We start from the raw sequence: 24,353 nt of genomic DNA on the forward strand, positions 1-24,353 counted from the left end.
CTCGTCGCGGAGTGCGATCGGGCAGCAGCGGCTCGAGCACCGCCCACTGCTCATCAGTCAGGTCATGCCGGTCCTGCATCCGACCGCTCTACACCCACGGCGGCAAGATCCGCCAGACACTCCCTAGGCGGGCGGCGGGGCCAGCCGGCCGGGCCGCGGCCGCAGCCGGGCGACGACGCGGCCGACGGCGACCGCGGGTCCGTAGGCACGGCTGTCGTCGGTGACCAGCGGGTTGTCACCGCGGACGTCGACCGCGCCGTCGCCGAGCAGCCGGTGCACCCGCTTGACCACCAGCAGGCCGGGACGGGACGGGAAGCGGGCCAGGACGACGTCGCCGACCGCGACCCGGCCGTCGCGGACCCGCCGCACCAGCAGCCGGTCGCCGTGCCGCACGGTCGGCGACATCGACGGTCCGGTGACGCGGGCGAGCACCCACGCCGACGGCAGCGCCGCGGGCGGGCGCCGTCCAGGGCGGGGACCGATCACCCCGAGTAGGGTCGCAGACGACCTGACCATCGACTGACGGAGGAGAGGACATGCTGTTCAGCCGCGTGTTCTCCGCCGTGGAGGCCACCGCGCACTGCGACCTCCCGTGCGGCGTGTACGACCCGGCCCAGGCCCGCATCGAGGCGGAGTCGGTGAAGGCCATCCAGGAGAAGTACCAGGGCAGTGAGGACGAGGTCTTCCGCCAGCGCTGCGTCCTGATCAAGGAGCAGCGTTCGGACCTCGTCAAGCACCACCTGTGGGTGCTGTGGACCGATTACTTCAAGCCCCCGCACTTCGAGAAGTACCCGCAGCTGCACGAGCTGTTCAACAAGGCCACCAAGCAGGCCGGCGCGGCCGGCGGCAAGGGCAGCATGGACCCCGCCGAGGGCCAGAAGCTGCTCGACTACATCGCCGAGATCGACCGGATCTTCTGGGAGACGAAGGCCGCCGCCTGAGCACGAGCACGTCCCGACGGCCGGTGGGCGCTGCGCCCGCCGGCCGTCGGCGTCCCCGGGCACCGATGAGTCCCGGTGGCGAGGCCGGTCACCGCTCCCGACACCCCGATCCCCGAGGAGACCCGCGATGGCCGTCCGGCTCAACCCCTACCTGCACTTCTCCGGCAACGCCCGCGAGGCGATGGAGTCCTACCGCTCCGTCTTCGGCGGGCACCTGGAGGTCATGACCTTCGGCGACGTGGGCGGGGGCGGCGGCGAGTACCCCGACGACGGTGTCATGCACGCGTTCCTGCGCACCGACCAGGGCCTGGAGCTCATGGCCTCCGACGGCCACGACCCCGACGCCGGCGGGCCGGACAAGGTGTCGCTGTCGCTGTCCGGCGACGACCTCGGGCTGCTCACCGGCTGGTTCGAGGCGCTGGCCGAGGGCGGCGCGGTCGACGTCCCGCTGGACGAGCAGGTGTGGGGCGACACCTTCGGCCAGGTGACCGACCGGTTCGGCATCCGCTGGCTCGTCAACGTGGCGACGCCCGGCGTGTGACGGACGGTCCCGCCGACCCGCCGGGGGCCCCGGCGGGGCGGCCGGGCCGCCGCGGCCCCCCGGTACCGTCAGCCCTCGATGCGCATCGACCGGGCCGGGTGGCCCTTCATCACCGGACCCCTCGGGCCGGCGGCCGTCCTGGCCCTCGCCGGCGCGCGGACGGGCCGCCGCTGGGCCCGCGTGGCCGCCTGGCCGTTCCTCGCGCTGTCGGCCTACATGGTCCTGTTCTTCCGCGACCCCGACCGGCCCTGCGACCGCGAGGAGCCGCCGGCCGACGTCGTCGTGTCCCCCGCCGACGGCATGGTGATGGTCGCCGGCGAGCCGCAGGAGGGTGTCGCGCCCGAGCCCGCGCCGCCGGGCGGCTGGCAGCAGGTCAGCGTGTTCCTGTCCGTCGTCGACGTGCACGTCAACCGCTCGCCCTACCGCGGCGAGGTCGTGCAGAGCTCCTACCGCCCGGGCAGCTTCCTGGCCGCCTACCGCGCCGAGTCCGCGCACCGCAACGAGCGCAGCGAGCTGTGGCTGCGCGAGGACCACCCGGGAGGCGAGCGCACCGTCGTCTTCCGGCAGCTGGTCGGGGTGCTCGCGCGCCGCATCGTCACCCGCACCGGCGTCGGCCGGCGGCTGGCCACCGGCGAGCGCTTCGGCCTGATGAAGTTCGGCTCGCGGATGGACGTCTTCCTGCCCGCGGAGTGCACGATCACCGTGCGGAAGGGCCAGCGCGTGCGCGGCGGGGACACCGTCATCGCCCGCTGGCCCGCCGCCGGCTGAGAGCCCCCGGTGCCCAGTTCGGCCTCGGGCGAGGGGCGGCCCGCCACCCGGCGCACGGCGACCGTGGAGTTCGTCCGCGGCTCGGTCCGCGGCAGCCGCCGCCGCGCCATGGCGACGCTGCCCAGCCTGTTCACGCTGGCCAACATGATGTGCGGCTTCGCCGCCATCCTGGTGTCGATCCGCGGGCAGTACACCCTCGCCGCCGTACTCATCGGCCTGTCGGTGCTCTTCGACATCGCCGACGGCGCCGTCGCCCGGCTGGTCGGCGCGGTGAGCTCCTTCGGCCTGCAGTTCGACTCGCTGGCCGACCTGGTCTCCTTCGGCCTGGCGCCCGCGCTGCTGGCCTTCACCCTGTTCTCCGAGGGCCGCGACGAGTGGGACCCGCTGGGCTGGGTGGTCTGCTTCCTGTGGGTGGCGTGCGCGGCCATCCGGCTGGCCCGCTTCAACACCACCGTGGACCCGACCGCGGACAAGCGGTACTTCACCGGCATGCCCAGCCCCGGCGCGGCCGGGGTGGTGCTGGCCTCGGTGTTCGCCTTCGGCGACCAGATGCAGGGCCGCGACCGGCTGTGGGTGCTGCTCATCGTCGCCGTCCCGGCGCTGCTCATGGTCAGCACCGTCCGGTTCCGCTCGTTCCGCTCGCTGGTCAGCCCGAAGAGCGGCCGCCCGTACGGGCTGGTCGCCGCCGCGGTGGCGCTGGTCGTCGGGTTCGCCACCGTCCCCGTCGTCACCGGCTGCGTGCTGGCCTACGGCTACCTGCTGGCGCCGGTCCTGGTGCCGCTGCTCTCACCCCTCGGCCGGCTGGTCCCGGCCCGCGTCCGGGAGGTCCTCACGTGACGGTGCGGCCGATCGAGCCCGCCGACGTCCCGGCCGTCGTCGGCCTGGTGCGCGAGCTGGCCGAGTACGAGCACGCCGCGCACGAGGTCCGGCTCACCGAGGAGCAGCTGCACGGCGCGCTGTTCGGTGACTCCCCCGCCCTGTTCGGGCACGTGGCGCTCGGTCCCGGCGGCGCCGTCGTCGGCACGGCGCTGTGGTTCCTCAACTTCTCCACCTGGCGCGGCACCCACGGCGTCTACCTGGAGGACCTCTACGTGCAGCCGCAGCACCGCGGCAGCGGCCTGGGCCGGGAGCTGCTGCGGACGCTGGCGGCCACCTGCGTCGAGCGCGGCTACGGCCGGCTGGAGTGGTCGGTGCTCGACTGGAACACCCCCTCCATCGACTTCTACCGGGCCGCCGGCGCCCTCCCGATGGACGGGTGGACGGTGTTCCGGCTGACCGACGACGCGCTGACCTCGTTCGCCGCCGACCGCCGCGACCGACCGGCCGCCGGCTCGTAGGGCAGGCTGGGCGGGTGGGAACCGAGCGTGGCCCGGCGGAGTGCTGGCTGACCGACATGGACGGCGTCCTGGTGCACGAGGGACAGGCCCTGCCCGGGGCCGCGGACTTCCTCGCCCGGCTCGTCGACGCGGAACGGCGCTTCCTCGTCCTCACCAACAACTCGATCTTCACCCCGCGCGACCTCGCCGCCCGGCTGGCGCGCTCGGGCCTGCACGTGCCCGAGGAGTCGATCTGGACCTCGGCCCTGGCCACGGCCGACTTCCTGTCCTCCCAGCTGCCCGGCGGGTCGGCCTACGTGATCGGCGAGGCCGGGCTCACCACGGCGCTGTACGAGGCCGGCTACACCCTCACCGACACCGACCCGGACTTCGTCGTGCTCGGCGAGACGCGCACCTACTCCTTCGAGGCCATCACCCGGGCCATCCGCCTCATCGGGGCCGGGTCGCGGTTCATCGCCACCAACCCCGACGTCACCGGCCCCTCGCCGGAGGGCCCGCTGCCGGCCACCGGCTCGGTCGCCGCGCTGATCACCGAGGCCACCGGCGCCAAGCCCTACTTCGTGGGCAAACCGAACCCGATGATGTTCCGCAGCGCGATGAACCGGATCGAGGCGCACTCGGAGTCCACCGTGATGATCGGCGACCGCATGGACACCGACGTCGTCGCCGGGATCGAGGCGGGCCTGGAGACGATCCTGGTGCTCACCGGCTCCACCACGGCCGCCGACGTCGCCCGCTTCCCGTTCCGGCCCAGCAGGGTGCTCGACTCGATCGCCGACGTCGTCGAGCTCGTGTGAGGAGGACCCCGTCCTCCCCACCCCTCGCACGCTCGGGGCGGGCCCCGGGACGGGGCCGCGAGCACCGCCGGAAGGGAGCGGATCCCCTCAGCGGTCGAGGAACGCCAGCCGCGCCTCGGGGGTGGCCAGCAGGTAGAGCTCGGCCACCGCCAGGACGATGAGCGGGATGCCCAGCAGCGGCTGCCCGCCCGGGAACGCGGTGCTGTAGCCGAACAGGCCGAGCAGCAGCTGGAGCACGACCACCGGCCCCCGCGACCAGCCGGCCAGCCGCCGCAGCCCCGCCGCGGCCACCGCCAGCGCCACCCCGAAGAAGCCCACGTAGACGACCTCGGCCAGCGCCCGGCCGACGCTGTCGGGGTCGCTGGTGATCGTCAGCCACAGCAGGACCAGCGCCCCGGCGAGCAGCAGCCCGGCCTCGACGGCGGCCACCACCGCCGCCCGGACGACGGCCCGCGGCGCCTCGGGACGGGGTGGGCGCGGCGGGCGGGCCGAGGGCTGCGCGGCACCGCCGAGGAGCCGCTCGGCCCTGGTCGGGCGGCGTGTCGCGTCCTCCTCCGTCACACCAGCGAGGCTACGCGTCAGCCGCCACGGCAGCCCCGCTCCGGACCGGTTGGGCGGCCCGCGTGCTGGTTAGCTCACAGCCATGCGCGCGCTCGTGGTGGCCAACCCCGCGGCGACGACGACGACCGGGCGGGTGCGCGACGTGCTCGTCGGCGCGCTGGCCAGCGAGCTGAAGGTCGACCTCGCCGAGACCACCCACCGCGGCCACGCCCGCGAGCTCGGGCAGCAGGCGCTGGCCGACGGCGTCGACGTCGTCGTCGCGCTCGGTGGCGACGGCACGGTCAACGAGGTCGTCAACGGCCTGCTCACCGACGGGCCGGGCGCGCACGTGCCCACCCTGGCCGTCGTGCCGGGCGGCTCCACCAACGTCTTCTCCCGCGCGCTGGGCCGCTCGCGCGACCCGGTCGAGGCGACCGGCGAGATCCTCGACTCGCTGCGGTCGGGCCGGACCCGGCGGGTCTCCCTCGGCACCGCCAGCGCCACCGGGACCAGCACCGCCGCGGTCCGCGGGGTCGACCCGGGAACCGCGGTGGCCGCGGCCGAGGTCGGCGCGCAGGTGCACCCGGGGTGGAGCGAGCCGCGCTGGTTCGTCTTCGCCGCCGGGATGGGTTTCGACGCCGACGTCATCGCGCGGGTGGAGGCCGTGCGCGCCCGCGGCCGCCGGTCCACCGGCGCGCTCTACGTCCGCGAGGCCACCCGCGCCTTCGTGCTGGGCCGCGAGCGCCGGCGCCCGGCCGTGACGCTGGCGCTGCCGGGCGAGCCGGACCTCGACGGCCTCTTCCTGTGCCTGGTGTCCAACGTGAGCCCGTGGACCTACCTGGGCTCGCGCCCGGTCAACCCCAGCCCCGAGGCCTCCTTCGACACCGGTCTCGACGTCTTCGCGATGGGCCGGATGGGCGTGCTGCGGATGCTGCACCACTCGCGGCAGGTGCTCGCCCGCCGTCCCGACGCCCGCGGCCGCGGCGTGCACCGCCGGCACGACCTCGGCGACGCCGTCCTCACCGCCTCCCGGCCGCAGGGCTGGCAGCTCGACGGCGACCACCTCGGCACCGCCACCGGGCTGCGCGTGCGCTCGGTGCCCGCGGCGCTGTCCGTCGTCTCCTAGGCGCACCTCGGTCCGTGGGCGTTCCCGCGGGGACGCCCACGGAGAGGACCCGGGCGTCGCAGGAGCGCGCCGCACCGTCCTCGCGAGACCCGTCCGCGGCCGGACGGTGTGCGCTGACGGGCAGCCGTGGGGCGGGGATGTGCGCACACCTGCACACCGTCGGTCGGCGGCCGGACGTCCCTCACGCACGTCCGGGGCGCGGTGTCAACGACCTCCGCGGTCCCGAGTGGCGCCCCTAGCACGCCCGTGGTGAGGTTGCTCACGCGGGGTCAGACCACGACCGCCGCGCGCTTGACACGCCGTCCTCAGGTGAAAACATCGCGAGAGGAACGCAACCTGCCGGTAACAAGCGGCAGGCGGTCGCTGGAACGAGGCGCTGGGCAACCGGTGTCGCGCCCACGCAGGCGGCCCGACGTCAGCGATCTGCAAGCACCGAACGTCGTCGACACCGAGGAGTGCACCGACATGGACTGGCGCCACCGCGCCCTCTGCCGGGACGAGGACCCCGAGCTGTTCTTCCCCATCGGGACGACCGGCCCCGCCCTCGTGCAAGTCGAGCAGGCGAAGGCCGTGTGCCGTCGTTGCTCCGTCATGGAGTCCTGCCTCGACTGGGCCCTGCGATCCGGCCAGGACTCGGGCGTGTGGGGCGGGTTGTCCGAGGACGAGCGGCGCGCTCTCAAGCGCCGCCAGTCCCGCACCCGCGTCCGCGCCTGAGCGCACCGCACCACCCGGCGGCGAGGCCGGTCACCCGCTCCGGGTGACCGGCCTCGCCGCTGTCACACGGTCGTCCTACCGGACGACACCGCGGCTCCCTGCCCGGGAGGATCTCGCAGGCCACTCCGCCTAGCGACGGGGGCGGCCGGCGCCGGGGAGCTCCAGCACGACCTCGGTGCCCGGCCGGCCCGGCCCCGGCGGCTCGGCGGGGGTGGCGGCGTGCAGCGCGCCGCCGAGCTCGCTGGTGACCAGCGTCCGCACGATCTGCAGCCCCAGCCCGTCGCTGGACGCCGGGTCGAAGCCCTCGGGCAGCCCGCGGCCGTCGTCGCGGACCCGCACCACGAGGTCCTCGCCGTCCCGCTCGGCGACCAGCTCGATCGCGCCGGGCGGCCCGTCGGGCGGGAAGGCGTGCTCGGCGGCGTTCTGCAGCAGCTCGGTGACCGCCATGACCAGCGGCGTCGCCGTCGCCGCGGGCAGCTCCCCGAACCGCCCGACCCGGCGGGTGCGCGCGGCCGGGCCGATGGAGGTCAGGTCGCCGAGCATGGGCAGCACCTGGTCGAAGACGTCGTCGACGTCGACGACGTCCTCCCGGCTGCCGGCCAGGGTCTCGTGGACGACGGCGATGGAGGCCACCCGCCGCACCGACTCCTCCAGCGCCGCGCGCGCCGCCGGCTCGGTCATGCGGCGGGCCTGCAGCCGCAACAGGGCGGCGACGGTCTGCAGGTTGTTCTTCACGCGGTGGTGGATCTCGCGGATCGTGGCGTCCTTGGTCAGCAGCGCCCGGTCGCGGCTGCGCAGGTCAGTGACGTCGCGGACGAGCACCAGCGCGCCCTCCTCGGCCCCGGGCGCCTGCAGCGGCAGGGCGCGCACCAGCAGCGTGGCGGTGCGCCCCTCGACGTCGGTGGGGTCGGGGAACCGCCCGGCCACCGCGGCGGCGATGGCCGCCGCCACCGCCTCCCCCGCCACCCGGTCCGACGACGCCGCCCGCGTCACCTTCGCCAGGTCAGCACCGGCCAGGTCCCCGGTGACGCCGAGGCGGCGGTAGGCCGACAGCGCGTTCGGGCTGGCGTAGACCGCGCGGCCGGCCGCGTCCAGGCGCACCAGCCCGTCGCCCACCCGCGGGCTCATCTCGGCGTCGAGCAGCTTCTCCGGCGGGAAGGTGCCGGCCGAGACCATGAGGCAGAGGTCGGCGGCGATGTCGAGGTAGGTCAGCTCCAGCGTCGACGGCGACCGGGTGACGGCCAGGTTGGTGTCCTTGGCGAGCACCGCGACGACGACGCCGTCGTGCCGGACCGGGATGATCTCCCGGCGCCGCGGGGCCCGGCCCGACCAGTCCGGGTCGCCCTCGGTCACCGGCCGGCCCTCGCGGTGGGCCAGCCGGAACGGGTCGGCGTCGGCGCCGTCGGCCTCGCTGCCGACCAGGTCCTCGGGCTGGCTGGTGGGCGCGGTGAGCGGGCGGACCTGGGCGACGCACCACCACGCGCCGGTGCGCAGCGGCACCCACAGCGTCAGGTCGGCGAAGGCGAGGTCGGCCAGCAGCTGCCAGTCGGCCACGAGGCGCCGGGCGTGGTCGACCTGCGAGGGCGCGGTCGCCGAGCCGCGGCCCAGGCGTTCGGAGAGGGTGCTCATCAGGACCGAGCGTATGGCTCGCCCCCTCCCTAGGCTGGCGCCCCGTGGCTCTCCCCTCCCCCGACCTGACCCCGCTGACCGTCGAGGACGCCGTCCCCGCCGACTGGCCGGCCATCGCCGAGCTGACCGTCTCGGTCTACCGCGACGAGCGGCTGGCCTCCGAGGAGTACCTCGGGCAGCTGGCCGACGTCGCGCACCGGGCGGGCCGCTCGCAGCTGCTGGTGGCCCGCGACGGCGGGCGGGTCGTCGGCGCCGTCGCGCTGGTGCTCGAGGGCGACTTCGGCGAGATCACCGCCGGCGACGACGAGGCCGCGTTCCGGATGCTCGTCGTCGACCCGCGGGTGCGCGGCCGGGGCGTGGGCGAGTCGCTGGTGCGGGTGTGCCTGGACCGGGCCCGCGCGGCGGGCAAGCGGCGGGTGGTGCTGTCCACCGACCCGCGGATGACCGCCGCGCACCGCCTCTACGCCCGGCTCGGGTTCACCCGGCTGCCCGGGCGCGACTGGAGCCCACGCCCGGGCATCGACCTGCTGGCCTACGTGCTGGAGCTCTGGGCGGCCGACCCGCTGCCGGGCACCGCGACGCCCGCCGCGGCGGCCAGCGCGTCGAGCTCGGCGAGGACGTCGCGCAGCAGCACGTCGACGTCGGGCAGCAGCTCGGCGCAGGAGACCAGCCCCCAGTCGAGCCGGTCGAGGTAGCTCTGCACCGTGATGTTGAGCCCCTGCCCCTCGACGATCGTCGAGACCGGGAAGTAGTGCTCGAGGCGGGCGCCCGCGGCGTAGAGCGGCGTGCGCGGGCCGGGCACGTTGGAGATCACCAGGTTCCCCGGCGTGAGCCGCGAGCCCAGACGCAGCCGGGCGCTGAGCCGCATCGCCCGCGCGAAGACCGCCGGCGGCGGGAACTCCGCGAAGTCGGTGAGCCGCTCGGCCGGCAGCGCCGAGAACAGCTCCTTGCTGCTGGCCATCGCCTCGTGCACGCGCCGGACCCGCCGCACGGGGTCGGGCTCGTCGGTGGGCAGCACGGCCGAGAGCATCGACACCCGGTTGGTCCAGCGGTCGGTCTCCTCCCCGGTCCGCACCGAGACGGGCACCAGCGCCACGAGCGGGTCCTCCGGCAGCGCCCCGCGCCGGTCGAGCCAGGTGCGCAGGCCACCGGCGCAGGCGGCCATGACGACGTCGTTGACCGTGGCGCCCAGCGCGGACTTGACCTGCCGGACCACGTCGAGCGACGTCGAGGCGATGGCGAGCTTGCGGTGCGGGGTGATCGGCCCGTTGAACGGCGTGCGCGGCGGCCGGACGCTGGGCAGCGGCGGGGGCTGGTCGGGCTCCTCGGGGCGGGACCGCCCGAGGTTGAGCACCGTGCCGACCGGCCCGCGCAGGCTCCGGCGGACGTCGTTGGCCGCCCGCACCAGCACGGGGTTGCGCGTCGCCCGGCCGATCTCGCGGGCGGTGCGGGTGGCCAGCAGCACCCCGCGCGCGGGCTTGCGGGCGAGGCCGAGCGCGCCGCGCGCGAGCATCTCCAGGTCCCCCGGCGGCCGCTCGGGCGTCCAGGACTCCCCCTCGGGGGGCACGGTGCCGCCCTCGGGACGGTCGTCGAGCATCAGGGTCATCAGCTCGACGCCGGAGGCTCCGTCGATGGTGGCGTGGTGGACGATCGTCAGGATGGCGAAGCGCCGGTCGGGCAGGCCCTCGATGACGTAGGACAGCCACAGCGGCTTGCGCCGGTCCAGCGGCCGGGACACCAGGCGCCCCACAAGGGCGGCGAGCTGGTCGTCGGTGCCCGGCGGCGGGACGGCCGTGTGGCGCACGTGGAAGTCCAGGTCGAAGGAGGCGTCGGCCACCCAGTACGGGTGGTCCAGGCCGAGGGGGACCTCCGCCAGGCGCCGGCGCAGCGGTTCGAGCAGGTGCAGCCGCTGCTGCAGCTGCGCCCGCCAGGCGTCGTAGGGCCGGTAGTCGGGATCGTCGGGGCGGGAGTAGATCGACACGCTCGAGACGTGGCCGAACTGCGCGGACGTCTCCAGGTGCAGGAACGCCGCGTCCAGTCCTGACAGCTGCTTCATCGCCCTGTCCTCCTCGGCTCGGCGGCGGGGGCCCGCGCGGGACACCCGGCCCCGTGGTGTGGGGAAGTGTGTCAGCCCCCACACTCTGCTGCAGGCGGTCGGACGCCCCACCGCGGGGTGGGGCGCGCACCGTCGCCGGCCGTCGATGAGGACGAGGACACGACATGCGCACTGCCGCGCTCCCCACCCGGACGCCCCCTGGGGAGGCTCCCCCGTGGACGGGTGCCTCCCCGTTCGCCGCGCTGCTCGCCGCCCAGCGGCCGTGGCGCGAGGCGGCCGCCCTGCTGCGCTCGCCGGTGTGGCGCGGCCGCGGCGTCCCGGACGGCGGCGGGCTGCCGGTGCTGCTCGTGCCGGGCTTCCTCGCCGGCGACCCGTCGCTGTCGCTGATGGAGAGCTGGCTGCGCGGGCGGGGCTACCGCACGTGCACGTCGCAGATCCGGGTGAACGTCGACTGCACCCGGCGGGCGGTGGAGCGCCTCGAGCGCCGCCTGGTCGACCTCACCGACCGGACAGGGCGGCCGGCGGCGGTCGTCGGCCAGAGCCGCGGCGGGCTGTTCGCCAAGCTGCTGGCGGTGCGCCGGCCCGACCGGGTCACCGGGATCGTCACGCTGGGCAGCCCGAACGTCGACCACATGGCGATCAACCCGCTCGTCGCGGCGCAGGTCCGGCTGGTGGCCGCCCTCGGCGGCGCGGGCGTCCCCGGGCTGTTCGTCGACGACTGCCTGCAGGGCGGCTGCGCCGACGAGCTGGCCGAGGAGCTGGCGCGGCCGTTCCCCGCCGGCGTCCCGTACGTGTCGGTCTACTCGCGCGCCGACTGGGTGGTCGACTGGCACGCCTGCCTGGACCCGGCCGCCGAGAACGTGCACGTCGACTCCAGCCACGTCGGCATGAGCGTCCACCCGGAGGTCTACGAGCTCCTCGGGCAGCGGCTGGCGGCGCTGGCCCGGCGGGCGTCCTGAGCGGGACGGCGCCGCTCAGGCGTCGGCGACGGTGGCGATGAGGTCGCCCTCCTGCAGCACCTCGCCCTCGACGACGTGCAGCTCCTGCACGACCCCGGCGCGCTCGGTGAGGACGGGGATCTCCATCTTCATCGACTCGAGGATCACCAGGGTGTCGCCCGCACCGACCTCGGCCCCGGGGGTCACGAGGACCTTCCACACGCTGGACACCATCTCGGCGTGGATCTCCTCGACCGCCACGCAGCACCCCTCTCGAGCCGGATGACCCATCCAAGCAGGCCGGTCCTCCCGGAACCGGAGGGTCCTGCCGCTACGCGCCGGGCTCGGGGTCGCCGTCGGCCAGCCGCTGCAGCACCGCGCACACCTCCGGACCGTCGTGCGGCACGCCGGTCTCGGGCAGGTCGGTGAGCGCGGCGCCAGCGGCCCGGGCGGCGGTGGCGGTGTCGGCCGCGCCGGCGCTGACGGTGGCCAGGAGTGCGTCGTACCAGGGGTCGAGCCGGTCCCCGGGGTCGTAGCCGCTGACCGCGACCACCTCCGTCTGGCCGGCGGTGCCGCGCAGCCGCCCGGCGCTGGGGAGCCGGCCGGAGACCCGGCCGGCCTGCCCGGGCGGCAGCGTGGAGCGCAGCTGCACCGCGACGGCGGCCCGCGGCGGGTGCTCCTCGACGGTGCGGCGGCGCGGTGCGCGCTCGCCGGCGGCCGCGGCGAGCGCGAGGTCGACGGCGTCGACGCGGTGCGCCCGCTCGAGCACCGCCATGTCGAGGGAGAAGCCGGCCGCGACCTCGCCGAGCTCGCCGTCGGCGTCGACCCCGACGGTGACCAGCCCGCGCCAGCCGACCTCGGCCAGCCGCTTGGCGCCGACCGGCATCTCGCCGGGGGGCTCCGGCGTCCAGGACACGCGGGCGATGCCGGCGGCCCGGTCGCGGGAGACGGTCGTGGGGTAGCGCAGGCCCTCGTCGGTGACCAGCGCCAGCAGGCCGTGCTCGCTGGCCGGCTCCACGCCGTCGCCACCGAGCCGCTCGAGCACCTCGGCCGGCGGCCCGACCCAGGTCAGGCCGGCGGCGGCCACCTCGGCGGCCAGCGCCGCGTTGCCCGCCAGCGCCGGGGGCACCGGCAGGACGGCGCCGGCGCCGCTGCGGCGGGCGGCCTCGACGATCCGGTCGACGGCGAGGTAGGACTCGGCCGCCGGGGCGGGCCCGAGGAGCACGGCGTCGTCGGCCAGGCGGACGTGCCGCGCCGACCGCTCGGCGTCGGAGTAGACGGCGACGGCCTTGACGCCGAGCCGGGAGCAGGCCGTGATGACCGCGCACGCCGCCGGCCCGCGTCCCGCCACGAGCACGCTCTCGATCCCGTGCTGCGCCACGCCCACGGCCCTCCCCGTCCACCGCGCCGGGTCACCGTCGTCCCGGCCTGCCCCATCGTGCCTGCCGCCTGCGACACCCGCCGCACCGGCCGGGGGGCTCTCCCCCGCCTGTGGGACCCTGGGGGCAGACCATCGGGCGACACCCGGCGCCCGGCACCCGACGACGAGGGAAGGAGGGCAGCGGTGTCCAAGCGCGGACGCAAGCGTCGCTCCCGCAAGGGGAACAAGGCCAACCACGGCAAGCGCCCCAACGCCTGAAATGACGACGGCGCCCCGCTCCCGGTGATCCGGGGCGGGGCGCCGTCGTGTGTGGCCCTCCTGCAGGGGCCCGCCGCGAGCCTGCGAGCGGTGGGGGGGCAGGAGGGTCCTTCGTCTACTCGGCCCAGTCGGTGCGGACGACCTCGGTGCGCACCTGCTCGACGCTGACGTGCGTGCCGTCCTCCTCGAAGGAGACGGTGGTCAGCTGCAGCTTGATCCGGTCGCGCAGGCCCAGCGGCGGCTTGTCACCGCCGCAGCGGCGGCGGACCAGCGCCTTGAACTCCTGCTCGATGCCGAACTGCCGCAGGCACGACGAGCAGTCCTCGAGGTGCTCGGCGATGACGGCGCGTCGGGCGTCGTCGGTCTCGTGGTCGAGGAACTCGAAGACGTGCGACAGGACGTCGTCGCACGAGTCCGCGTGCTCGTGCTCCTGCTCCGCGCTCACGACCGCCCCTCCTCACCGGCGCCGGCGCGGACGAAGCCGCGCTCGCGGGCGTAGTCGGCCAGCAGCCGCTGCAGGCCCCGTCGGCCGCGGTGCAGCCGGGACATCACCGTGCCGATGGGCGTGCCCATGATCTCGGCGATCTCCTTGTAGGCGAAGCCCTCGACGTCGGCGAGGTAGACCGCCAGGCGGAAGTCCTCGGGCAGCTGCTGCAGGGCCTCCTTGATGTCGGAGTCCGGCAGGTGGTCCAGCGCCTCGATCTCCGCCGAGCGCAGCCCGCTGGAGCTGTGCTCCTCCGCCGCGTAGAGCTGCCAGTCCTGCACCTGGTCGGTGGGGTACTGCTGCGGCTGCCGCTGCTTCTTGCGGTAGCTGTTGATGTAGGTGTTGGTCAGGATCCGGTACAGCCAGGCCTTGAGGTTGGTGCCCTCGGCGAACTGGTGGAACGCGGAGTAGGCCTTGACGAACGTCTCCTGGACCAGGTCCTCGGCATCGGCGGGGTTGCGGGTCATCCGCAGCGCCGCCGGGTAGAGCTGGTCGAGGAAGGGCAGCGCGTCGCGCTCGAAGCGGGCGTCGCGCTCGGCACGGGTCTCGGCGACCTCGGTGCGGCTGCCGCCCTCACGGGCCTCGGGCACCTCCACCGGCGCCCCGACCACCTGCTCGCGCGGGGTCTCGACCGACTCGACGGCGGGGTCCCCGCCCGGGGTCTCCTCAGGCACCGACCGTCCTCTCTGCGGCACCCGGAGGCGGGCCACCACGTCGGTCGATCCTAGTCGCGCGGCGTCGGGCCGGCCCGGGGGCCGCCGGCGCGGAGCCCGCGTGCGGGCGCTGGAGACGGTGCTGGTCACGATCCCTGCAACGGCGCCTCCCGGCGACGTCATTCCCCTCCCTCCCGAAGTCGGCGGCGCCCCGGAACGGCGGTCGCTAGGCTCCCCGGCCGTGGCGGCGACCCCCGCGGTGCGGGCCCTGGAGAAGGCCCGGGTGGAGCACACCCTGCGCCCCTACGACCCGGCACACCCGGACGGGCAGGGCCACGGCGAGGCCGCGGCGGCCGCGCTCGGCGCCGACCCGCGACAGGTGTTCAAGACGCTGGTCACCCGTGTCGACGGCACGCTGACCGTCGCCGTCGTCCCGGTGAGCGGGACCCTCGACCTCAAGGCGCTGGCCACCGCCGCCGGCGGGCGCAGGGCGGTCATGGCCGACCCGGCCGACGCCGAGCGGACCACCGGCTACGTCGTCGGCGGGATCAGCCCGCTCGGGCAGCGCAAGGCGCTCCCCACCGTCGTCGACGACTCGGCGCTGGGATTCCCGACGGTGCTGGTCAGCGCCGGCCGGCGCGGGCTGCAGGTGGAGCTGGCGCCGGCCGACCTGGTGCGGCTCACCCGCGCCCGCACCGCCCCGATCGCGAAAGGACCCCTCGCCCCCCACCACTCGCAAGCTCGCGGCGGGCCCCTGCGAGGGGCCGACTACGAGCCAGGAGTGCCGTAGGGCGTCAGCAGCTGGTCGACCGGCGCGGCGTCGTCGGTGAGCACCCGCGCGTCCCCGGCGAAGGCGGCCACCTCGGCGCCGGAGGCGACCCGCCACTGCGAGTCCTGGGCGCGCAGCGCGCCGGCGAGGGCGGCCTCGTCCAGCGGCCGGTGCGCGGCGACGGCGACGAGGTTGCCGCCGTCCTCCCCCGCCAGCACCGGCGCCCGCGCCAGCAGCAGCACGTGCGGCCACACCCGCCGCATCGTGGCCAGCTCCGCGCGGACGAACCCCAGCGGCGGGTGGTCGATGAGGTTGGCGACGTAGACGCCGTCGTCGGTGAGCGCCCGGTCGACCAGCTCCAGCGCCTCCACGGTGGTCAGCTGCCAGGGCACCGACAGCCCGCCGAAGGCGTCGCCGACGACGAGGTCGCGCTCCCCCGCCGGCTCGGCGGTCAGCCCGACCCGGGCGTCACCGACCCGCACCTGCAGGTCCTCCGACGTCTCCAGGCCCAGCTGCTCCCGGTCGATCGCGACGACGCCCGGGTCGACCTCCAGCACCCGGCTGGTGGTGCCGGGCCGCACCTCGGCGAGGTAGCGCGGCACGGTGAGCCCGCCGCCGCCCAGGTGCAGCGCCGACAGCGGTTCCCCGGGCGGGGCGACGACGTCGGTGACCGCGGCGATCGCGCGCACGTACTCGAACTCCAGGTGCGTGGGGTCGGCGAGGTCGACGTAGCTGTGCCGCAGGGTGTCCAGCAGCAGCACCCGGCCGGTCTCCCGCTCGGGGTCGGCCACGACGCGGGCGCAGTGGTAGGAGGTCTCCGCCTCGCACGGGGTGGGCGCCACCGCCGCCAGCAGCGACCCGGCGACGGCGAGCAGCAGCAGCGCCGTCGGCAGCCGTCCCGCGCCGCCGGGCGTCCGGCGGCGCAGCAGCACCCACACGGCGACGCCGGCGGCGACGGTGACCACCCCGGTGCCCACGAGGATGCCGCTGCTCGGGAACACCGCGATGAGCAGGAAGCCCGTGCCGAACGTGGCCGCGATCCCGCCGAGCGTGCCGATGCCCGACAGCTTGCCGACCACCGACCCGGTCTCGGCCAGGCTGGCCAGCTGCAGCTTGACGACCATCGGCGGCACCGCCGACAGCAGCGCGGCCGGCACCACGACCGCCACGGCGGCCAGCAGCAGCACGCTGCCGGCGTCGGCCCCGGTGAACAGCGACCCGGTGAAGCGCACCAGCGGCAGGACCGCGACCACCAGCGCCCCGCCGGCGACCAGCAGCGGCGCGATGAGCTGCCGGGGGTCGCGGCGGTCGGCGGTGGCGCCGCCGGCCCAGGCGCCGACGGCGATGGCGGCCAGCGCGAACCCGATGATCGCGGTGTTGGTCTGCAGGGTGATGCCGACGTAGGGCGCGATCAGCCGCAGCCCCACGATCTCGAGCACGAGCACCGCGCCGGAGGACAGGAAGGTCACCCCGGCCGCCACCCAGCCGGGCAGCGCGGCACCGGGCGGGCCGGCGGGGACGGGCGGGTCGGGGGGCAGCTCGGCCGGCCGGGTCGCGGGCGCGCGCTCGCTCAGGACAGGACTCCTCAGAAGAGCGCCGGCTGGTCGGCGGGGGCGCTGGTGCCCTCCACCCGGGTCAGCAGCTCGGCGCCGTTGTTGCGGACGTTGTTCACGGCGGTGCCGACCGGGCGCAGCTCCAGCGCCTCGACCACCTCCGGCGGGGTCGGCTCGGCCAGCGCCTCGACGTCGTCGCGGGCCGGGTCGAGCCAGTCGGCCCAGCGCTCGCGCGGCAGCACCAGCGGCATCCGGTCGTGGATCTCGGTGAGCGCACCGACGGCCGGCGCGGTGACGACCGTGCAGGTGTAGAGGCGGTCCTCGCCCGTGCCCCACACCTCGTAGAGGCCGGCCATGGCCAGCACCGACCCGTCGGCCGGGGTGATGAAGAACGGCTGCTTGGCCGGCGCGTCGAGCCGCTTCTGCCACTCGTACCAGCCGTCGGCCGGCACCAGGCAGCGCCGGGAGCGGGCCGCGGAGCGGAAGGCCAGCTTCTCGGTCAGCGACTCGACCCGGGCGTTGAGCAGCCGGTTGCCCACCGAGACGTCCTTGGCCCAGGAGGGCACCAGGCCCCACCGGACGGCGCGCAGCTCCCGGTGCCCGGCACCGGTCGGGCTGCCCTCGGCGTCCCGCTCGCGCTTGTGCCGCACGACGTAGACGTCCTTGGTCGGCGCGACGTTGAAGTCGGCCCGGAGCGGCTCCTGGCCCTCGGCGGGGACCGCCTCGAACTCGACCACGAGGTCCTCGGGACGGCGGCTGGCGGCGTAGCGACCACACACGGCTGGTCCTCCCGGCTGCTGTCGGGCCCGGACGGCGGGCCCGTCGCCGCCGACTCTAGGTGGGGGTGCCGACGGTGCGAGTGCCCCGGGCGGCGGCGGGTAGGCCGGGGTGGAGCCCCGTACGACGAGAGACGAGGATCACGCCGTGACCGCGACCCAGAACCCACCGCACGAGCAGCCGAAGACCGCCAGCGACTCCGCCGAGCGCCGCTACGCGACGGTCAACCCCTTCACCGGCCAGGTGGAGGAGGAGTTCGACTTCACACCGACCAAGGCGATCGACGGCATCGTCGAGCGGGCGCACGCCGCCTACCTGCAGTGGCGGGAGCGCCCGATCGAGGAGCGCGCCGCCGTCGTCCGGCGGGCCGCCGAGCTCATGGACGAGCGCCGGGACGACCTCGCGCGGCTCATCACCACCGAGATGGGCAAGCGGCGCGAGGAGGCCACCGGCGAGCTCTACCTGTGCTCGATGATCCTCAAGTACTACGCCGACAACGGCCCCGGCTTCCTCGAGCCCCAGCCGATCACGCCGCTGATGGGCAAGGGCGAGGCGGTGGTCGAGACCCGCCCGATCGGCGTCCTGCTGGCCATCGAGCCGTGGAACTACCCCTTCTACCAGGTGGTCCGCGTGGCCGGCCCGAACCTGGTGCTGGGCAACACCGTCATCCTCAAGCACGCCGAGATCACCCCGCAGTGCGCGGTGGCCATCGAGCAGCTGTTCACCGACGCCGGCGCTCCCGAGGGCGTGTTCACCAACACCTTCCTGCGCATCGACGACGTCGAGCAGGTCATCGCCGACCCCCGCATCCAGGGCGTCACGCTGACCGGCAGCGAGCGGGCCGGCAGCGCCGTCGGCGCCCTGGCGGGCAAGTACCTGAAGAAGTCGGTGCTCGAGCTCGGCGGCAGCGACCCCTTCATCGTGCTCGACGCCGACGACATGGCCGCCACCGTCAAGGCCGCCACCATGGGCCGGATGCAGAACACCGGCCAGGCCTGCACCGCCTCCAAGCGGCTTATCGTCACCGAGGAGCTCTACGAGCCCTTCGTCGAGGGCCTCAAGCAGGCCTTCTCGACCTTCTCCCCCGGCGACCCGGCCGACCCGTCGACGTCGCTGGCCCCGCTGTCGAGCGAGCGGGCCGCGCAGGACCTGCACGCGCAGATCCAGGACGCGATCGACAAGGGCGCCACCGTCGTCGCCGGCGGCAAGCGGCCCGAGCACGACGGCGCCTTCGTCGAGGCGACGATCCTGACCGACGTCACCCCGGAGATGCGCGCCTACCGCGAGGAGCTGTTCGGCCCCGCGGCCGTCGTCTACAAGGTCAAGGACGCCGACGAGGCGGTCGCGCTGGCCAACGACAGCGACTTCGGCCTGGGCGCCACCGTCATGAGCAGCGACCTCGACCGCGCCCGGGCGGTGGCCGAGCGACTGGAGGCCGGCATGGTGTGGATCAACCAGCCCACCGGCTCCTCCCCCGAGCTGCCCTTCGGCGGGATCAAGCGGTCGGGCTACGGCCGCGAGCTCTCCGAGCTGGCCGTGTTCGAGTTCGCCAACCGGCGGCTGGTGCGCACCGTTCCGGTGAAGAAGCCGCAGCAGCCCGTCGGCGGCTGAGCGTGGGCGGCGTCGTCCGGACCGGGCAGGATGGTGCCCCGTGAGCTCGGTCTGGACGACGCCGCACCACGGCGCACCCGTCGACGCCGTCGTCCCGCTGCCGGGCTCGAAGTCCCTCACCGCGCGGGCGCTGGTGCTGGCCGCGCTGGCCGACGGGCCGAGCCGGGTGGTGCGGCCGCTGCGGGCCCGCGACACCGACCTCATGGCCGCCGGGCTGCGTGCGCTCGGCGTGCGCATCGACGAGGACGGGGACGACTGGCTGGTCGCCCCGGCCGCACTGCGCGGCCCGGCGGAGGTCGACGCCGGCCTGGCCGGCACCGTGCTGCGCTTCCTGCCGCCGGTGGCGGCGCTGGCCACCGGCCCGGTCCGGCTCGACGGCGACCCGCGGCTGCGCGAGCGGCCCAACGCCGGACTGCTCGCCGCGCTGCGCGACCTCGGCGTGCGGGTCGACGACGGCGGCCGCGGCCGGGCGCCGTTCACCGTGCACGGCACCGGGGCGGTGCGCGGCGGGGCGGTGACCGTCGACGCGAGCGAGTCCTCCCAGATCGTCTCCGGGCTGCTGCTCGCCGCCGCCCGCTTCGACGACGGGGTCGACCTCGCGCTGGCCGGCGGGGTGCCGTCGATGCCGCACGTGGAGATGACCGTGACCGCGCTCGGCGAGCACGGCGTGGACGTGGCGGCCACCGGGCGCGGCTGGCGCGTCCTGCCCGGGCCGATCGCGCCGCGGGACCGGGTGGTCGAGCCCGACCTGTCCAACGCCGCGCCCTTCCTCGCCGCCGCCCTGGTCACCGGCGGGCGGGTGACCGTGCCCGACTGGCCGGCGGTGACGACCCAGCCCGGGGCGCAGCTCGACCGGCTGCTGGGCGCGATGGGCGCCGAGGTCGAGCGCACCCCCGAGGGGCTGCGCGTGACCGGCACCGGCCGCGTCGCACCGCTGGTGGCCGACCTCGGGGACGTCGGCGAGCTGACGCCGGTGCTCGCCGCGCTGTGCGCGCTGGCCGACGGGACCTCCCGGCTGACCGGGATCGGGCACCTGCGCGGTCACGAGACCGACCGGCTGCAGGCCCTCGACGAGGTGCTCACCGCGGTCGGCGCGCGGGTCGAGCAGCTCCCCGACGGGCTGGTGGTCGAGCCGGGTGCGCGGCGCCCGGCGCTGGTGGACTCCTACGCCGACCACCGCATGGTGCACGCCGCCGCCGTCCTCGGCCTCGCCGTCGAGGGGGTGGCGGTCTCCGGGCCGGAGGCGGTGACCAAGACGCTGCCGGACTTCCGCGAGCGCTGGGACCGGATGCTCGGCACCGGCCTGTCCGGGGTGCCCGGCGCGACGGCGGGAGCGGGCTCCTGAGCCGCCGGCACGACAGCCGGTCGGACGAGGACGACGTCCGGGTCCGGCCCAACCGGCGCGGCTCCCGGCCCCGCACGCGCACCCGCCCGGCCCACGCCGACGCCGTCCCCGGGCTGGTGACCGCGGTCGACCGCGGGCGGATGACCGTGCGGGTCGAGGAGCCCGGCGGCGGCACGGCCGAGGTGACCGCGATGCGCGCCCGCGAGCTCGGCCGGCACGGCGTCGTCGTCGGGGACCGGGTGCGGCTGGTCGGCGACACCACCGGCCGGCCCGACACGCTCGCCCGGATCGTCGTCATCGAGGACCGGACGACGTCGCTGCGGCGCACCGCCGACGACACCGACCCCACCGAGCGGGTGGTCGTCGCCAACGCCGAGCTGCTCGTCGTGGTCACCTCGGTGACCGACCCCGACCCGGCGCTGGGGTTCCTCGACCGCTGCCTGGTCGCCGCCTACGCCGGTGGCCTGGAGCCGCTGTTCTGCCTGACCAAGACCGACCTGGCCAGCCCGCAGCCGCTGCTGGACCGCTACGCGGGACTCGGCGTCGACGCGGTGCCGATGTCGCGCGAGGCGCCGCTGGACCCGCTGCTCGACCGCATCGGCGGGCGCACCAGCGTGTTCGTCGGCCAGTCCGGCGTGGGCAAGTCGACGCTGGTCAACCGGCTGGTGCCCGCCGCCGACCGGGCCACCGGCGACGTCAGCAAGGTGGGCAAGGGGCGGCACACCTCGTCGTCGGCGGTGCTGTTCGACCTGCCCGGCGGCGGCACGGTCATCGACACCCCCGGCATCCGCTCGTTCGGCCTGGCGCACGTCACCGCCGACGACGTCGTCGCCGCCTTCGACGACCTGGCCCAGGCCGCCGTCGACTGCCCGCCCGGGTGCGGGCACTCCGCCGACGACCCCGACTGCGCGCTGGACGCCTGGGCGGCGGCCGGACCACCCGGCCGCACCGAGCGGCTGGCCAGCGTCCGGCGGCTGCTCGACGCCGTCGGCCAGCTCGGCCCCGGCTACTGACGGAGGTCTCCATGGAGCAGCAGGTCCACGTCGTCACCCTGGCCACCGCCGACCTCGACGCCGTGCGGCGCTTCTACGCCGACGGGCTCGGGTGGACGCCGCTGCTCGACGTCCCGGGCGAGATCGTCTTCTTCCAGATCGCGCCCGGGACGGTGCTGGCCTTCTTCGAGGCGGGGAGCTTCGCCCGCGACCTCGGCACCGGCCCGGCGCGCCCCGAGGTGTCGGGCGTGACGCTGGCGCACAACGTGGCCGACCGGGACGCCGTCGTCGCGCTCACCGACCGGATGGCCGCGGCCGGCGGCACGGTGCTCACCGCCCCCGAGGAGGGCGCGTTCGGCGGCGTCTTCCACGCGCTGGTGCGCGACCCGAACGGTGTGGTCTGGGAGGTCGCGCACAACCCCGGCTGGTCGGTCGGCCCCGACGGGACGGTCCGGCTGGGCTAGACCGCACCCTGGCGCCGCGCCCGGGAGAAGAGGTCGTCGGGCATGCGCTCGTCGACCGCCTCGATGCGCAGGTCGTGCGTCTCACCGGCGTAGGTGCCGTCGAGGGGCTCGGCCCACACGCAGACCCCGGTCGCCACGTCGAGCCGGACCAGGTGCACGGAGGGGTACTCGACGACGTCCTCGACGCTGCCCCACTCGAGCTCGTCGATCCTCCGGCTGCGCAGCAGGGGGCAGCACCCGCAGCGCGGCTCGTACCGGCCGGTCGGCACGACGAGCGCCTCCCACGCCGCGCGGCCGGCGTGCTCGACCTCGCGCAGCCCGTCGACCTCGACCGCCGTCCCCACCGCGGGCTCCCGGGTGTCGGGATCCAGGCCGTCGGCCAGCTCCAGCGGGCGCAGCTCGGCCACCCAGCGGTAGTCCTGCCACATCGGGTCGTGGTCCGCACCGACCTCCCGCACCACCTGCAGCAGCCGGCCGGTGGCGTCCTCCACGCGCAGCAGGTCGGGCCGGCGCAGCCACGCGCGGACCGGCTCGGACCACGCCCACCCGTGGCGCCGGCGCTCGGTGAAGCGCAGCGTCGTCCACCGCTCCGGCGAGGAGCGGGCGAGCGCGCGGAAGGCGTCGGCGTCGGGCACGACCGGCAGTGTGGCCCGGCAGCCGGACACCTGTCGTGCGAGTGGTCGTGCTCTGCACACAGGTGTGTGCAGAGCACGAGCGTCCAGGACCAGGACCTGCTCGGCCGGACACTCGTGCTCTGCCCCGCATCGGGGGGCAGAGCACGACTGCCGGCGGGAGGACTACCCGTCGAGGTCGACCGGACCGCCGGTGCGCCAGTACAGCCCGGCCTCGCGGGAGAGCAGCCCCTCGTCGACCAGGTAGCGGCGCAGCGCGGCGGTGTCGGGGTGCCACACGGCGAGCAGGGCGTTGACCTCGCGCTCGGGGTAGCGGACGCCGACGTCGAACACCCGCACCACGTGCTCGAGCACCACCCGGCGCTTGCTGCGCTGCGCGGGGATCGTCGTCAGCCGCCCGTCGCGGATGAAGGAGGCGAGGACGGCGGACTCGGCGGGGTCGTCCGACAGCGGCTCCGGTGGCGGGGCGGCCTCGGCCGCGGCCCGGGCCGCGGCACCGAAGCGCTCGGTGAGCAGCTCGAGGGCGTGGCCGTCGCGGCGCACCAGCCCGGCGCGGGCCAGCCGGCGGGCGGCCAGCGCGACGTCCTTCAGCGGCAGGCCGCCGGCGACGGCGACCTCCTCGATCGTCCCGGCCCCCAGGGCGAGCGCGGCCACCACCTTGAGCCGGGTGGGGTCGGCCAGCAGCCCCACGATCGTCGTCGCCTGCACCCCCAGGACGGTATCCGCGCATCGGAGCAGCGGGGCGGGGGTAGGCCGACCGGCATGGTGAGCCCCATCGACATCCAGAAGGCCCTCAAGGGCATCGACTACCCGGCCACGAAGGAGCAGATCCTCGAGCACGCCAAGGGCGGCGGCAAGGACGTGGTCGAGGCGCTGCAGAAGATCGACGACCGCGAGTACGAGGGGCCCAGCGGCGTGAGCGCCGCGGTCTTCGACTGACGCCCCGCTAGGTTCGGTGCCCATGACACCGGGCCGGGACTACACGGGGGACATGCACCTCGCGCACGTGCTCGCCGACCAGGCGGACTCGCTGAGCATGGACCGCTTCCGGGCGCTCGACCTCACCGTCGAGACCAAGCCCGACCTGACGCCGGTCACCGACGCCGACCGCGCCGTCGAGGAGCAGCTGCGGATCACCCTCTCCCGGGCCCGCACCCGCGACGCCGTCCTGGGCGAGGAGTTCGGCGTCACCGGGCACGGGCCCAGGCGGTGGGTGCTCGACCCCATCGACGGGACGAAGAACTTCATCCGTGGCGTGCCGGTCTGGGCCACCCTGATCGCGCTGTTCGACGGCGACGAGCCGGTGGTCGGCCTGGTGTCGGCGCCCGCGCTCAACCGCCGCTGGTGGGCGGCCAAGGACGTCGGCGCCTGGACCGGCCGGCGGCTGGAGTCGGCCACCCGCTGCCGGGTCTCGGGCGTCTCCGACCTCGGTGACGCGAGCCTGTCGTTCTCCAGCCTGTCCGGCTGGGAGGAGCGCGGCCTGCTCGACGGGTTCCTCGACCTCACCCGGTCGGTCTGGCGCACCCGGGCCTACGGCGACTTCTGGAGCTACGTGCTGCTCGCGGAGGGCGCGGTCGACGTCGCCTGCGAGCCCGAGGTGTCGCTGTGGGACCTCGCTGCCCTCGACGTCATCGTCCGCGAGGCCGGCGGCCGGTTCACCGACCTGTCCGGCGTCCCCGGGCCGGCCGGGGGCAGTGCGCTCGCGACCAACGGCGCGCTGCACGACGCCGCGCTGTCTCACCTGCGGCTGCCCGACCCGGCCTAGCGACGGACGAGGGTGGCCCCCCTGCAGGGTCCCGCCGCGAGCTCGCGAGCGGCGGGGGGCAAGGGGGTCCTTCCTCAGACCGTGGGGGTGGTCCCGCCGCCGCTGCCGGTGCCGCGGCCGCCGGAGAACCGGCGGCGGGCGTCGTCGATCCGGGCCTTGGTCTTGGGGTCCTTGGCCATCCGCTGGGCCTTGTCGGACACCTGCCGCAGCGCCTGCTGGCCCTTCGGGCTGCGGGCGAACTGGGCCACCTTGTCGAACACCGACGCCATGTCGTGCGCCTCC

30 protein-coding genes and 1 pseudogene are annotated in these 24,353 nt (G+C 75.6%); 18 read left to right on the forward strand and 13 right to left on the reverse strand.

All coding sequences use genetic code 11. From position 1 onward, the window contains the following. Positions 1–123: 123 nt before the first annotated feature. Positions 124–486, reverse strand: coding sequence for a S26 family signal peptidase (locus ACI8AD_RS15080; protein WP_456871340.1), 363 nt, complete (start codon positions 484–486; stop codon positions 124–126). A gap of 50 nt (positions 487–536) precedes the next feature. Here ACI8AD_RS15080 and sodN point away from each other — a divergent pair, with 50 nt between their 5' ends. The 6 genes from sodN (at position 537) to ACI8AD_RS15110 (ending at position 4,384) form a co-directional block, all read left to right on the forward strand. Further along, positions 537–941 (forward strand): superoxide dismutase, Ni, encoded by a 405-nt coding sequence (sodN, locus tag ACI8AD_RS15085; protein ID WP_456871341.1) that lies wholly within the window; start codon positions 537–539, stop codon positions 939–941. A 127-nt stretch (positions 942–1,068) separates the two neighbouring features. Further along, entirely contained in the window at positions 1,069–1,482 is a 414-nt protein-coding gene (locus tag ACI8AD_RS15090) for a VOC family protein (RefSeq protein WP_456871342.1), read from the forward strand. A gap of 78 nt (positions 1,483–1,560) precedes the next feature. Continuing rightward, a complete protein-coding gene (locus ACI8AD_RS15095; RefSeq protein ID WP_089402362.1) occupies positions 1,561–2,250 on the forward strand; it encodes a phosphatidylserine decarboxylase in 690 nt (229 codons plus the stop codon). A 9-nt stretch (positions 2,251–2,259) separates the two neighbouring features. Next, positions 2,260–3,087, forward strand: a complete 828-nt coding sequence (gene pssA / locus ACI8AD_RS15100; protein ID WP_456871343.1) for a CDP-diacylglycerol--serine O-phosphatidyltransferase — start codon at positions 2,260–2,262, stop codon at positions 3,085–3,087. Continuing rightward, positions 3,084–3,587, forward strand: a complete 504-nt coding sequence (locus tag ACI8AD_RS15105) for an N-acetyltransferase family protein (RefSeq protein ID WP_456871344.1) — start codon at positions 3,084–3,086, stop codon at positions 3,585–3,587. Before pssA ends, ACI8AD_RS15105 begins: the two co-directional genes overlap by 4 nt. A gap of 14 nt (positions 3,588–3,601) precedes the next feature. Continuing rightward, the gene (locus ACI8AD_RS15110) at positions 3,602–4,384 is read left to right on the forward strand and encodes an HAD-IIA family hydrolase (protein WP_456871345.1); all 783 of its coding nucleotides are present in this window, start codon (positions 3,602–3,604) and stop codon (positions 4,382–4,384) included. Between the two features lie 87 nt (positions 4,385–4,471). Here ACI8AD_RS15110 and ACI8AD_RS15115 read toward each other — a convergent pair whose 3' ends face one another. Beyond that, complete coding sequence (locus ACI8AD_RS15115) at positions 4,472–4,945, reverse strand: hypothetical protein (protein ID WP_456871346.1); 474 nt, start codon at positions 4,943–4,945, stop codon at positions 4,472–4,474. 82 nt (positions 4,946–5,027) lie between these two features. On the opposite strand from ACI8AD_RS15115, the gene ACI8AD_RS15120 reads away from it, so the two are divergent. Both ACI8AD_RS15120 and ACI8AD_RS15125 read left to right on the forward strand, forming a co-directional pair. After that, positions 5,028–6,050 (forward strand): diacylglycerol/lipid kinase family protein, encoded by a 1,023-nt coding sequence (locus ACI8AD_RS15120; protein ID WP_456871347.1) that lies wholly within the window; start codon positions 5,028–5,030, stop codon positions 6,048–6,050. Positions 6,051–6,437: 387 nt separating this feature from the next. Further along, a complete protein-coding gene (locus ACI8AD_RS15125; RefSeq protein WP_456871348.1) occupies positions 6,438–6,764 on the forward strand; it encodes a WhiB family transcriptional regulator in 327 nt (108 codons plus the stop codon). 129 nt (positions 6,765–6,893) lie between these two features. Here ACI8AD_RS15125 and ACI8AD_RS15130 read toward each other — a convergent pair whose 3' ends face one another. After that, complete coding sequence (locus ACI8AD_RS15130) at positions 6,894–8,393, reverse strand: sensor histidine kinase (protein WP_456871349.1); 1,500 nt, start codon at positions 8,391–8,393, stop codon at positions 6,894–6,896. A 44-nt stretch (positions 8,394–8,437) separates the two neighbouring features. On the opposite strand from ACI8AD_RS15130, the pseudogene ACI8AD_RS15135 reads away from it, so the two are divergent. After that, a pseudogene (locus tag ACI8AD_RS15135) lies at positions 8,438–8,875 on the forward strand (GNAT family N-acetyltransferase); the annotation flags it as partial. A 50-nt stretch (positions 8,876–8,925) separates the two neighbouring features. Here ACI8AD_RS15135 and ACI8AD_RS15140 read toward each other — a convergent pair. Then, positions 8,926–10,449, reverse strand: coding sequence for a WS/DGAT/MGAT family O-acyltransferase (locus ACI8AD_RS15140; RefSeq protein ID WP_456871350.1), 1,524 nt, complete (start codon positions 10,447–10,449; stop codon positions 8,926–8,928). A 164-nt stretch (positions 10,450–10,613) separates the two neighbouring features. Here ACI8AD_RS15140 and ACI8AD_RS15145 point away from each other — a divergent pair, with 164 nt between their 5' ends. Beyond that, positions 10,614–11,408: an esterase/lipase family protein gene (locus ACI8AD_RS15145; protein WP_456871351.1), complete on the forward strand. Its 795-nt coding sequence runs from the start codon at positions 10,614–10,616 to the stop codon at positions 11,406–11,408. A 15-nt stretch (positions 11,409–11,423) separates the two neighbouring features. On the opposite strand, the gene ACI8AD_RS15150 is transcribed toward ACI8AD_RS15145, so the two are convergent. Further along, the gene (locus ACI8AD_RS15150) at positions 11,424–11,648 is read right to left on the reverse strand and encodes a biotin/lipoyl-binding carrier protein (protein ID WP_456871352.1); all 225 of its coding nucleotides are present in this window, start codon (positions 11,646–11,648) and stop codon (positions 11,424–11,426) included. Between the two features lie 70 nt (positions 11,649–11,718). After that, the gene (locus ACI8AD_RS15155) at positions 11,719–12,768 is read right to left on the reverse strand and encodes a biotin carboxylase N-terminal domain-containing protein (protein ID WP_089402352.1); all 1,050 of its coding nucleotides are present in this window, start codon (positions 12,766–12,768) and stop codon (positions 11,719–11,721) included. A gap of 183 nt (positions 12,769–12,951) precedes the next feature. On the opposite strand from ACI8AD_RS15155, the gene ACI8AD_RS15160 reads away from it, so the two are divergent. Beyond that, positions 12,952–13,026 carry a 50S ribosomal protein bL37 gene (locus ACI8AD_RS15160; RefSeq protein ID WP_014377707.1) on the forward strand — a complete coding sequence of 25 codons (75 nt, stop codon included), beginning with the start codon at positions 12,952–12,954 and terminating at the stop codon, positions 13,024–13,026. A gap of 115 nt (positions 13,027–13,141) precedes the next feature. Here ACI8AD_RS15160 and rsrA read toward each other — a convergent pair whose 3' ends face one another. Continuing rightward, the gene (gene rsrA / locus ACI8AD_RS15165) at positions 13,142–13,471 is read right to left on the reverse strand and encodes a mycothiol system anti-sigma-R factor (protein WP_456871353.1); all 330 of its coding nucleotides are present in this window, start codon (positions 13,469–13,471) and stop codon (positions 13,142–13,144) included. Further along, the gene (locus ACI8AD_RS15170; RefSeq protein WP_456871354.1) at positions 13,468–14,184 is read right to left on the reverse strand and encodes a sigma-70 family RNA polymerase sigma factor; all 717 of its coding nucleotides are present in this window, start codon (positions 14,182–14,184) and stop codon (positions 13,468–13,470) included. The genes rsrA and ACI8AD_RS15170 overlap by 4 nt, the downstream gene beginning before the upstream one ends. Positions 14,185–14,404: 220 nt before the next feature. Between ACI8AD_RS15170 and ybaK the strand changes: the two genes are divergently transcribed. Next, positions 14,405–14,953 carry a Cys-tRNA(Pro) deacylase gene (gene ybaK / locus ACI8AD_RS15175; RefSeq protein WP_456871355.1) on the forward strand — a complete coding sequence of 183 codons (549 nt, stop codon included), beginning with the start codon at positions 14,405–14,407 and terminating at the stop codon, positions 14,951–14,953. Here ybaK and ACI8AD_RS15180 read toward each other — a convergent pair. Both ACI8AD_RS15180 and ACI8AD_RS15185 read right to left on the reverse strand, forming a co-directional pair. After that, on the reverse strand, positions 14,932–16,401 hold the full coding sequence (locus tag ACI8AD_RS15180; protein ID WP_456871356.1) for a fused MFS/spermidine synthase: 1,470 nt from the start codon (positions 16,399–16,401) through the stop codon (positions 14,932–14,934). The two genes, ybaK and ACI8AD_RS15180, sit on opposite strands and share 22 nt — an antisense overlap. A gap of 116 nt (positions 16,402–16,517) precedes the next feature. Continuing rightward, on the reverse strand, positions 16,518–17,264 hold the full coding sequence (locus tag ACI8AD_RS15185) for an SOS response-associated peptidase (RefSeq protein ID WP_456871357.1): 747 nt from the start codon (positions 17,262–17,264) through the stop codon (positions 16,518–16,520). Positions 17,265–17,409: 145 nt separating this feature from the next. Here ACI8AD_RS15185 and ACI8AD_RS15190 point away from each other — a divergent pair, with 145 nt between their 5' ends. The 4 genes from ACI8AD_RS15190 (at position 17,410) to ACI8AD_RS15205 (ending at position 21,674) form a co-directional block, all read left to right on the forward strand. Next, complete coding sequence (locus tag ACI8AD_RS15190; protein WP_456871358.1) at positions 17,410–18,873, forward strand: NAD-dependent succinate-semialdehyde dehydrogenase; 1,464 nt, start codon at positions 17,410–17,412, stop codon at positions 18,871–18,873. A 40-nt stretch (positions 18,874–18,913) separates the two neighbouring features. After that, complete coding sequence (gene aroA, locus ACI8AD_RS15195) at positions 18,914–20,218, forward strand: 3-phosphoshikimate 1-carboxyvinyltransferase (RefSeq protein WP_456871359.1); 1,305 nt, start codon at positions 18,914–18,916, stop codon at positions 20,216–20,218. Between the two features lie 116 nt (positions 20,219–20,334). Beyond that, positions 20,335–21,231, forward strand: a complete 897-nt coding sequence (rsgA, locus tag ACI8AD_RS15200; protein ID WP_456871360.1) for a ribosome small subunit-dependent GTPase A — start codon at positions 20,335–20,337, stop codon at positions 21,229–21,231. A gap of 11 nt (positions 21,232–21,242) precedes the next feature. Beyond that, positions 21,243–21,674, forward strand: a complete 432-nt coding sequence (locus ACI8AD_RS15205) for a VOC family protein (RefSeq protein WP_456871361.1) — start codon at positions 21,243–21,245, stop codon at positions 21,672–21,674. Here ACI8AD_RS15205 and ACI8AD_RS15210 read toward each other — a convergent pair. Together ACI8AD_RS15210 and ACI8AD_RS15215 are read right to left on the reverse strand one after the other, a co-directional pair. Beyond that, complete coding sequence (locus ACI8AD_RS15210) at positions 21,671–22,309, reverse strand: hypothetical protein (protein WP_456871362.1); 639 nt, start codon at positions 22,307–22,309, stop codon at positions 21,671–21,673. The genes ACI8AD_RS15205 and ACI8AD_RS15210 overlap by 4 nt on opposite strands. Positions 22,310–22,471: 162 nt before the next feature. Next, positions 22,472–23,014 carry a DUF2087 domain-containing protein gene (locus ACI8AD_RS15215; RefSeq protein ID WP_456871363.1) on the reverse strand — a complete coding sequence of 181 codons (543 nt, stop codon included), beginning with the start codon at positions 23,012–23,014 and terminating at the stop codon, positions 22,472–22,474. 54 nt (positions 23,015–23,068) lie between these two features. On the opposite strand from ACI8AD_RS15215, the gene ACI8AD_RS15220 reads away from it, so the two are divergent. Further along, positions 23,069–23,245, forward strand: coding sequence for a DUF2795 domain-containing protein (locus ACI8AD_RS15220; protein ID WP_456871364.1), 177 nt, complete (start codon positions 23,069–23,071; stop codon positions 23,243–23,245). Positions 23,246–23,267: 22 nt separating this feature from the next. Further along, on the forward strand, positions 23,268–24,071 hold the full coding sequence (gene hisN / locus ACI8AD_RS15225; RefSeq protein ID WP_456871365.1) for a histidinol-phosphatase: 804 nt from the start codon (positions 23,268–23,270) through the stop codon (positions 24,069–24,071). Between the two features lie 74 nt (positions 24,072–24,145). Here hisN and ACI8AD_RS15230 read toward each other — a convergent pair whose 3' ends face one another. Then, positions 24,146–24,340 carry a hypothetical protein gene (locus ACI8AD_RS15230; RefSeq protein ID WP_456871366.1) on the reverse strand — a complete coding sequence of 65 codons (195 nt, stop codon included), beginning with the start codon at positions 24,338–24,340 and terminating at the stop codon, positions 24,146–24,148. Between the last annotated feature and the right edge of the window lie 13 nt (positions 24,341–24,353).

The organism is Geodermatophilus sp. SYSU D00766, from assembly GCF_054049915.1.

Coding starts and splice junctions, on each gene's coding strand:
- sodN (WP_456871341.1), top strand. CDS start 537: ATGCTGTTCAGCCGCGTGTTCTCCGCCGTGGAGGCCACCGCGCACTGC.
- ACI8AD_RS15090 (WP_456871342.1), top strand. CDS start 1,069: ATGGCCGTCCGGCTCAACCCCTACCTGCACTTCTCCGGCAACGCCCGC.
- ACI8AD_RS15095 (WP_089402362.1), top strand. CDS start 1,561: ATGCGCATCGACCGGGCCGGGTGGCCCTTCATCACCGGACCCCTCGGG.
- ACI8AD_RS15120 (WP_456871347.1), top strand. CDS start 5,028: ATGCGCGCGCTCGTGGTGGCCAACCCCGCGGCGACGACGACGACCGGG.
- ACI8AD_RS15130 (WP_456871349.1), bottom strand. CDS start 8,393: ATGAGCACCCTCTCCGAACGCCTGGGCCGCGGCTCGGCGACCGCGCCC.
- ACI8AD_RS15140 (WP_456871350.1), bottom strand. CDS start 10,449: ATGAAGCAGCTGTCAGGACTGGACGCGGCGTTCCTGCACCTGGAGACG.
- ACI8AD_RS15145 (WP_456871351.1), top strand. CDS start 10,614: ATGCGCACTGCCGCGCTCCCCACCCGGACGCCCCCTGGGGAGGCTCCC.
- ACI8AD_RS15205 (WP_456871361.1), top strand. CDS start 21,243: ATGGAGCAGCAGGTCCACGTCGTCACCCTGGCCACCGCCGACCTCGAC.
- ACI8AD_RS15220 (WP_456871364.1), top strand. CDS start 23,069: ATGGTGAGCCCCATCGACATCCAGAAGGCCCTCAAGGGCATCGACTAC.
- hisN (WP_456871365.1), top strand. CDS start 23,268: ATGACACCGGGCCGGGACTACACGGGGGACATGCACCTCGCGCACGTG.
- ACI8AD_RS15230 (WP_456871366.1), bottom strand. CDS start 24,340: ATGGCGTCGGTGTTCGACAAGGTGGCCCAGTTCGCCCGCAGCCCGAAG.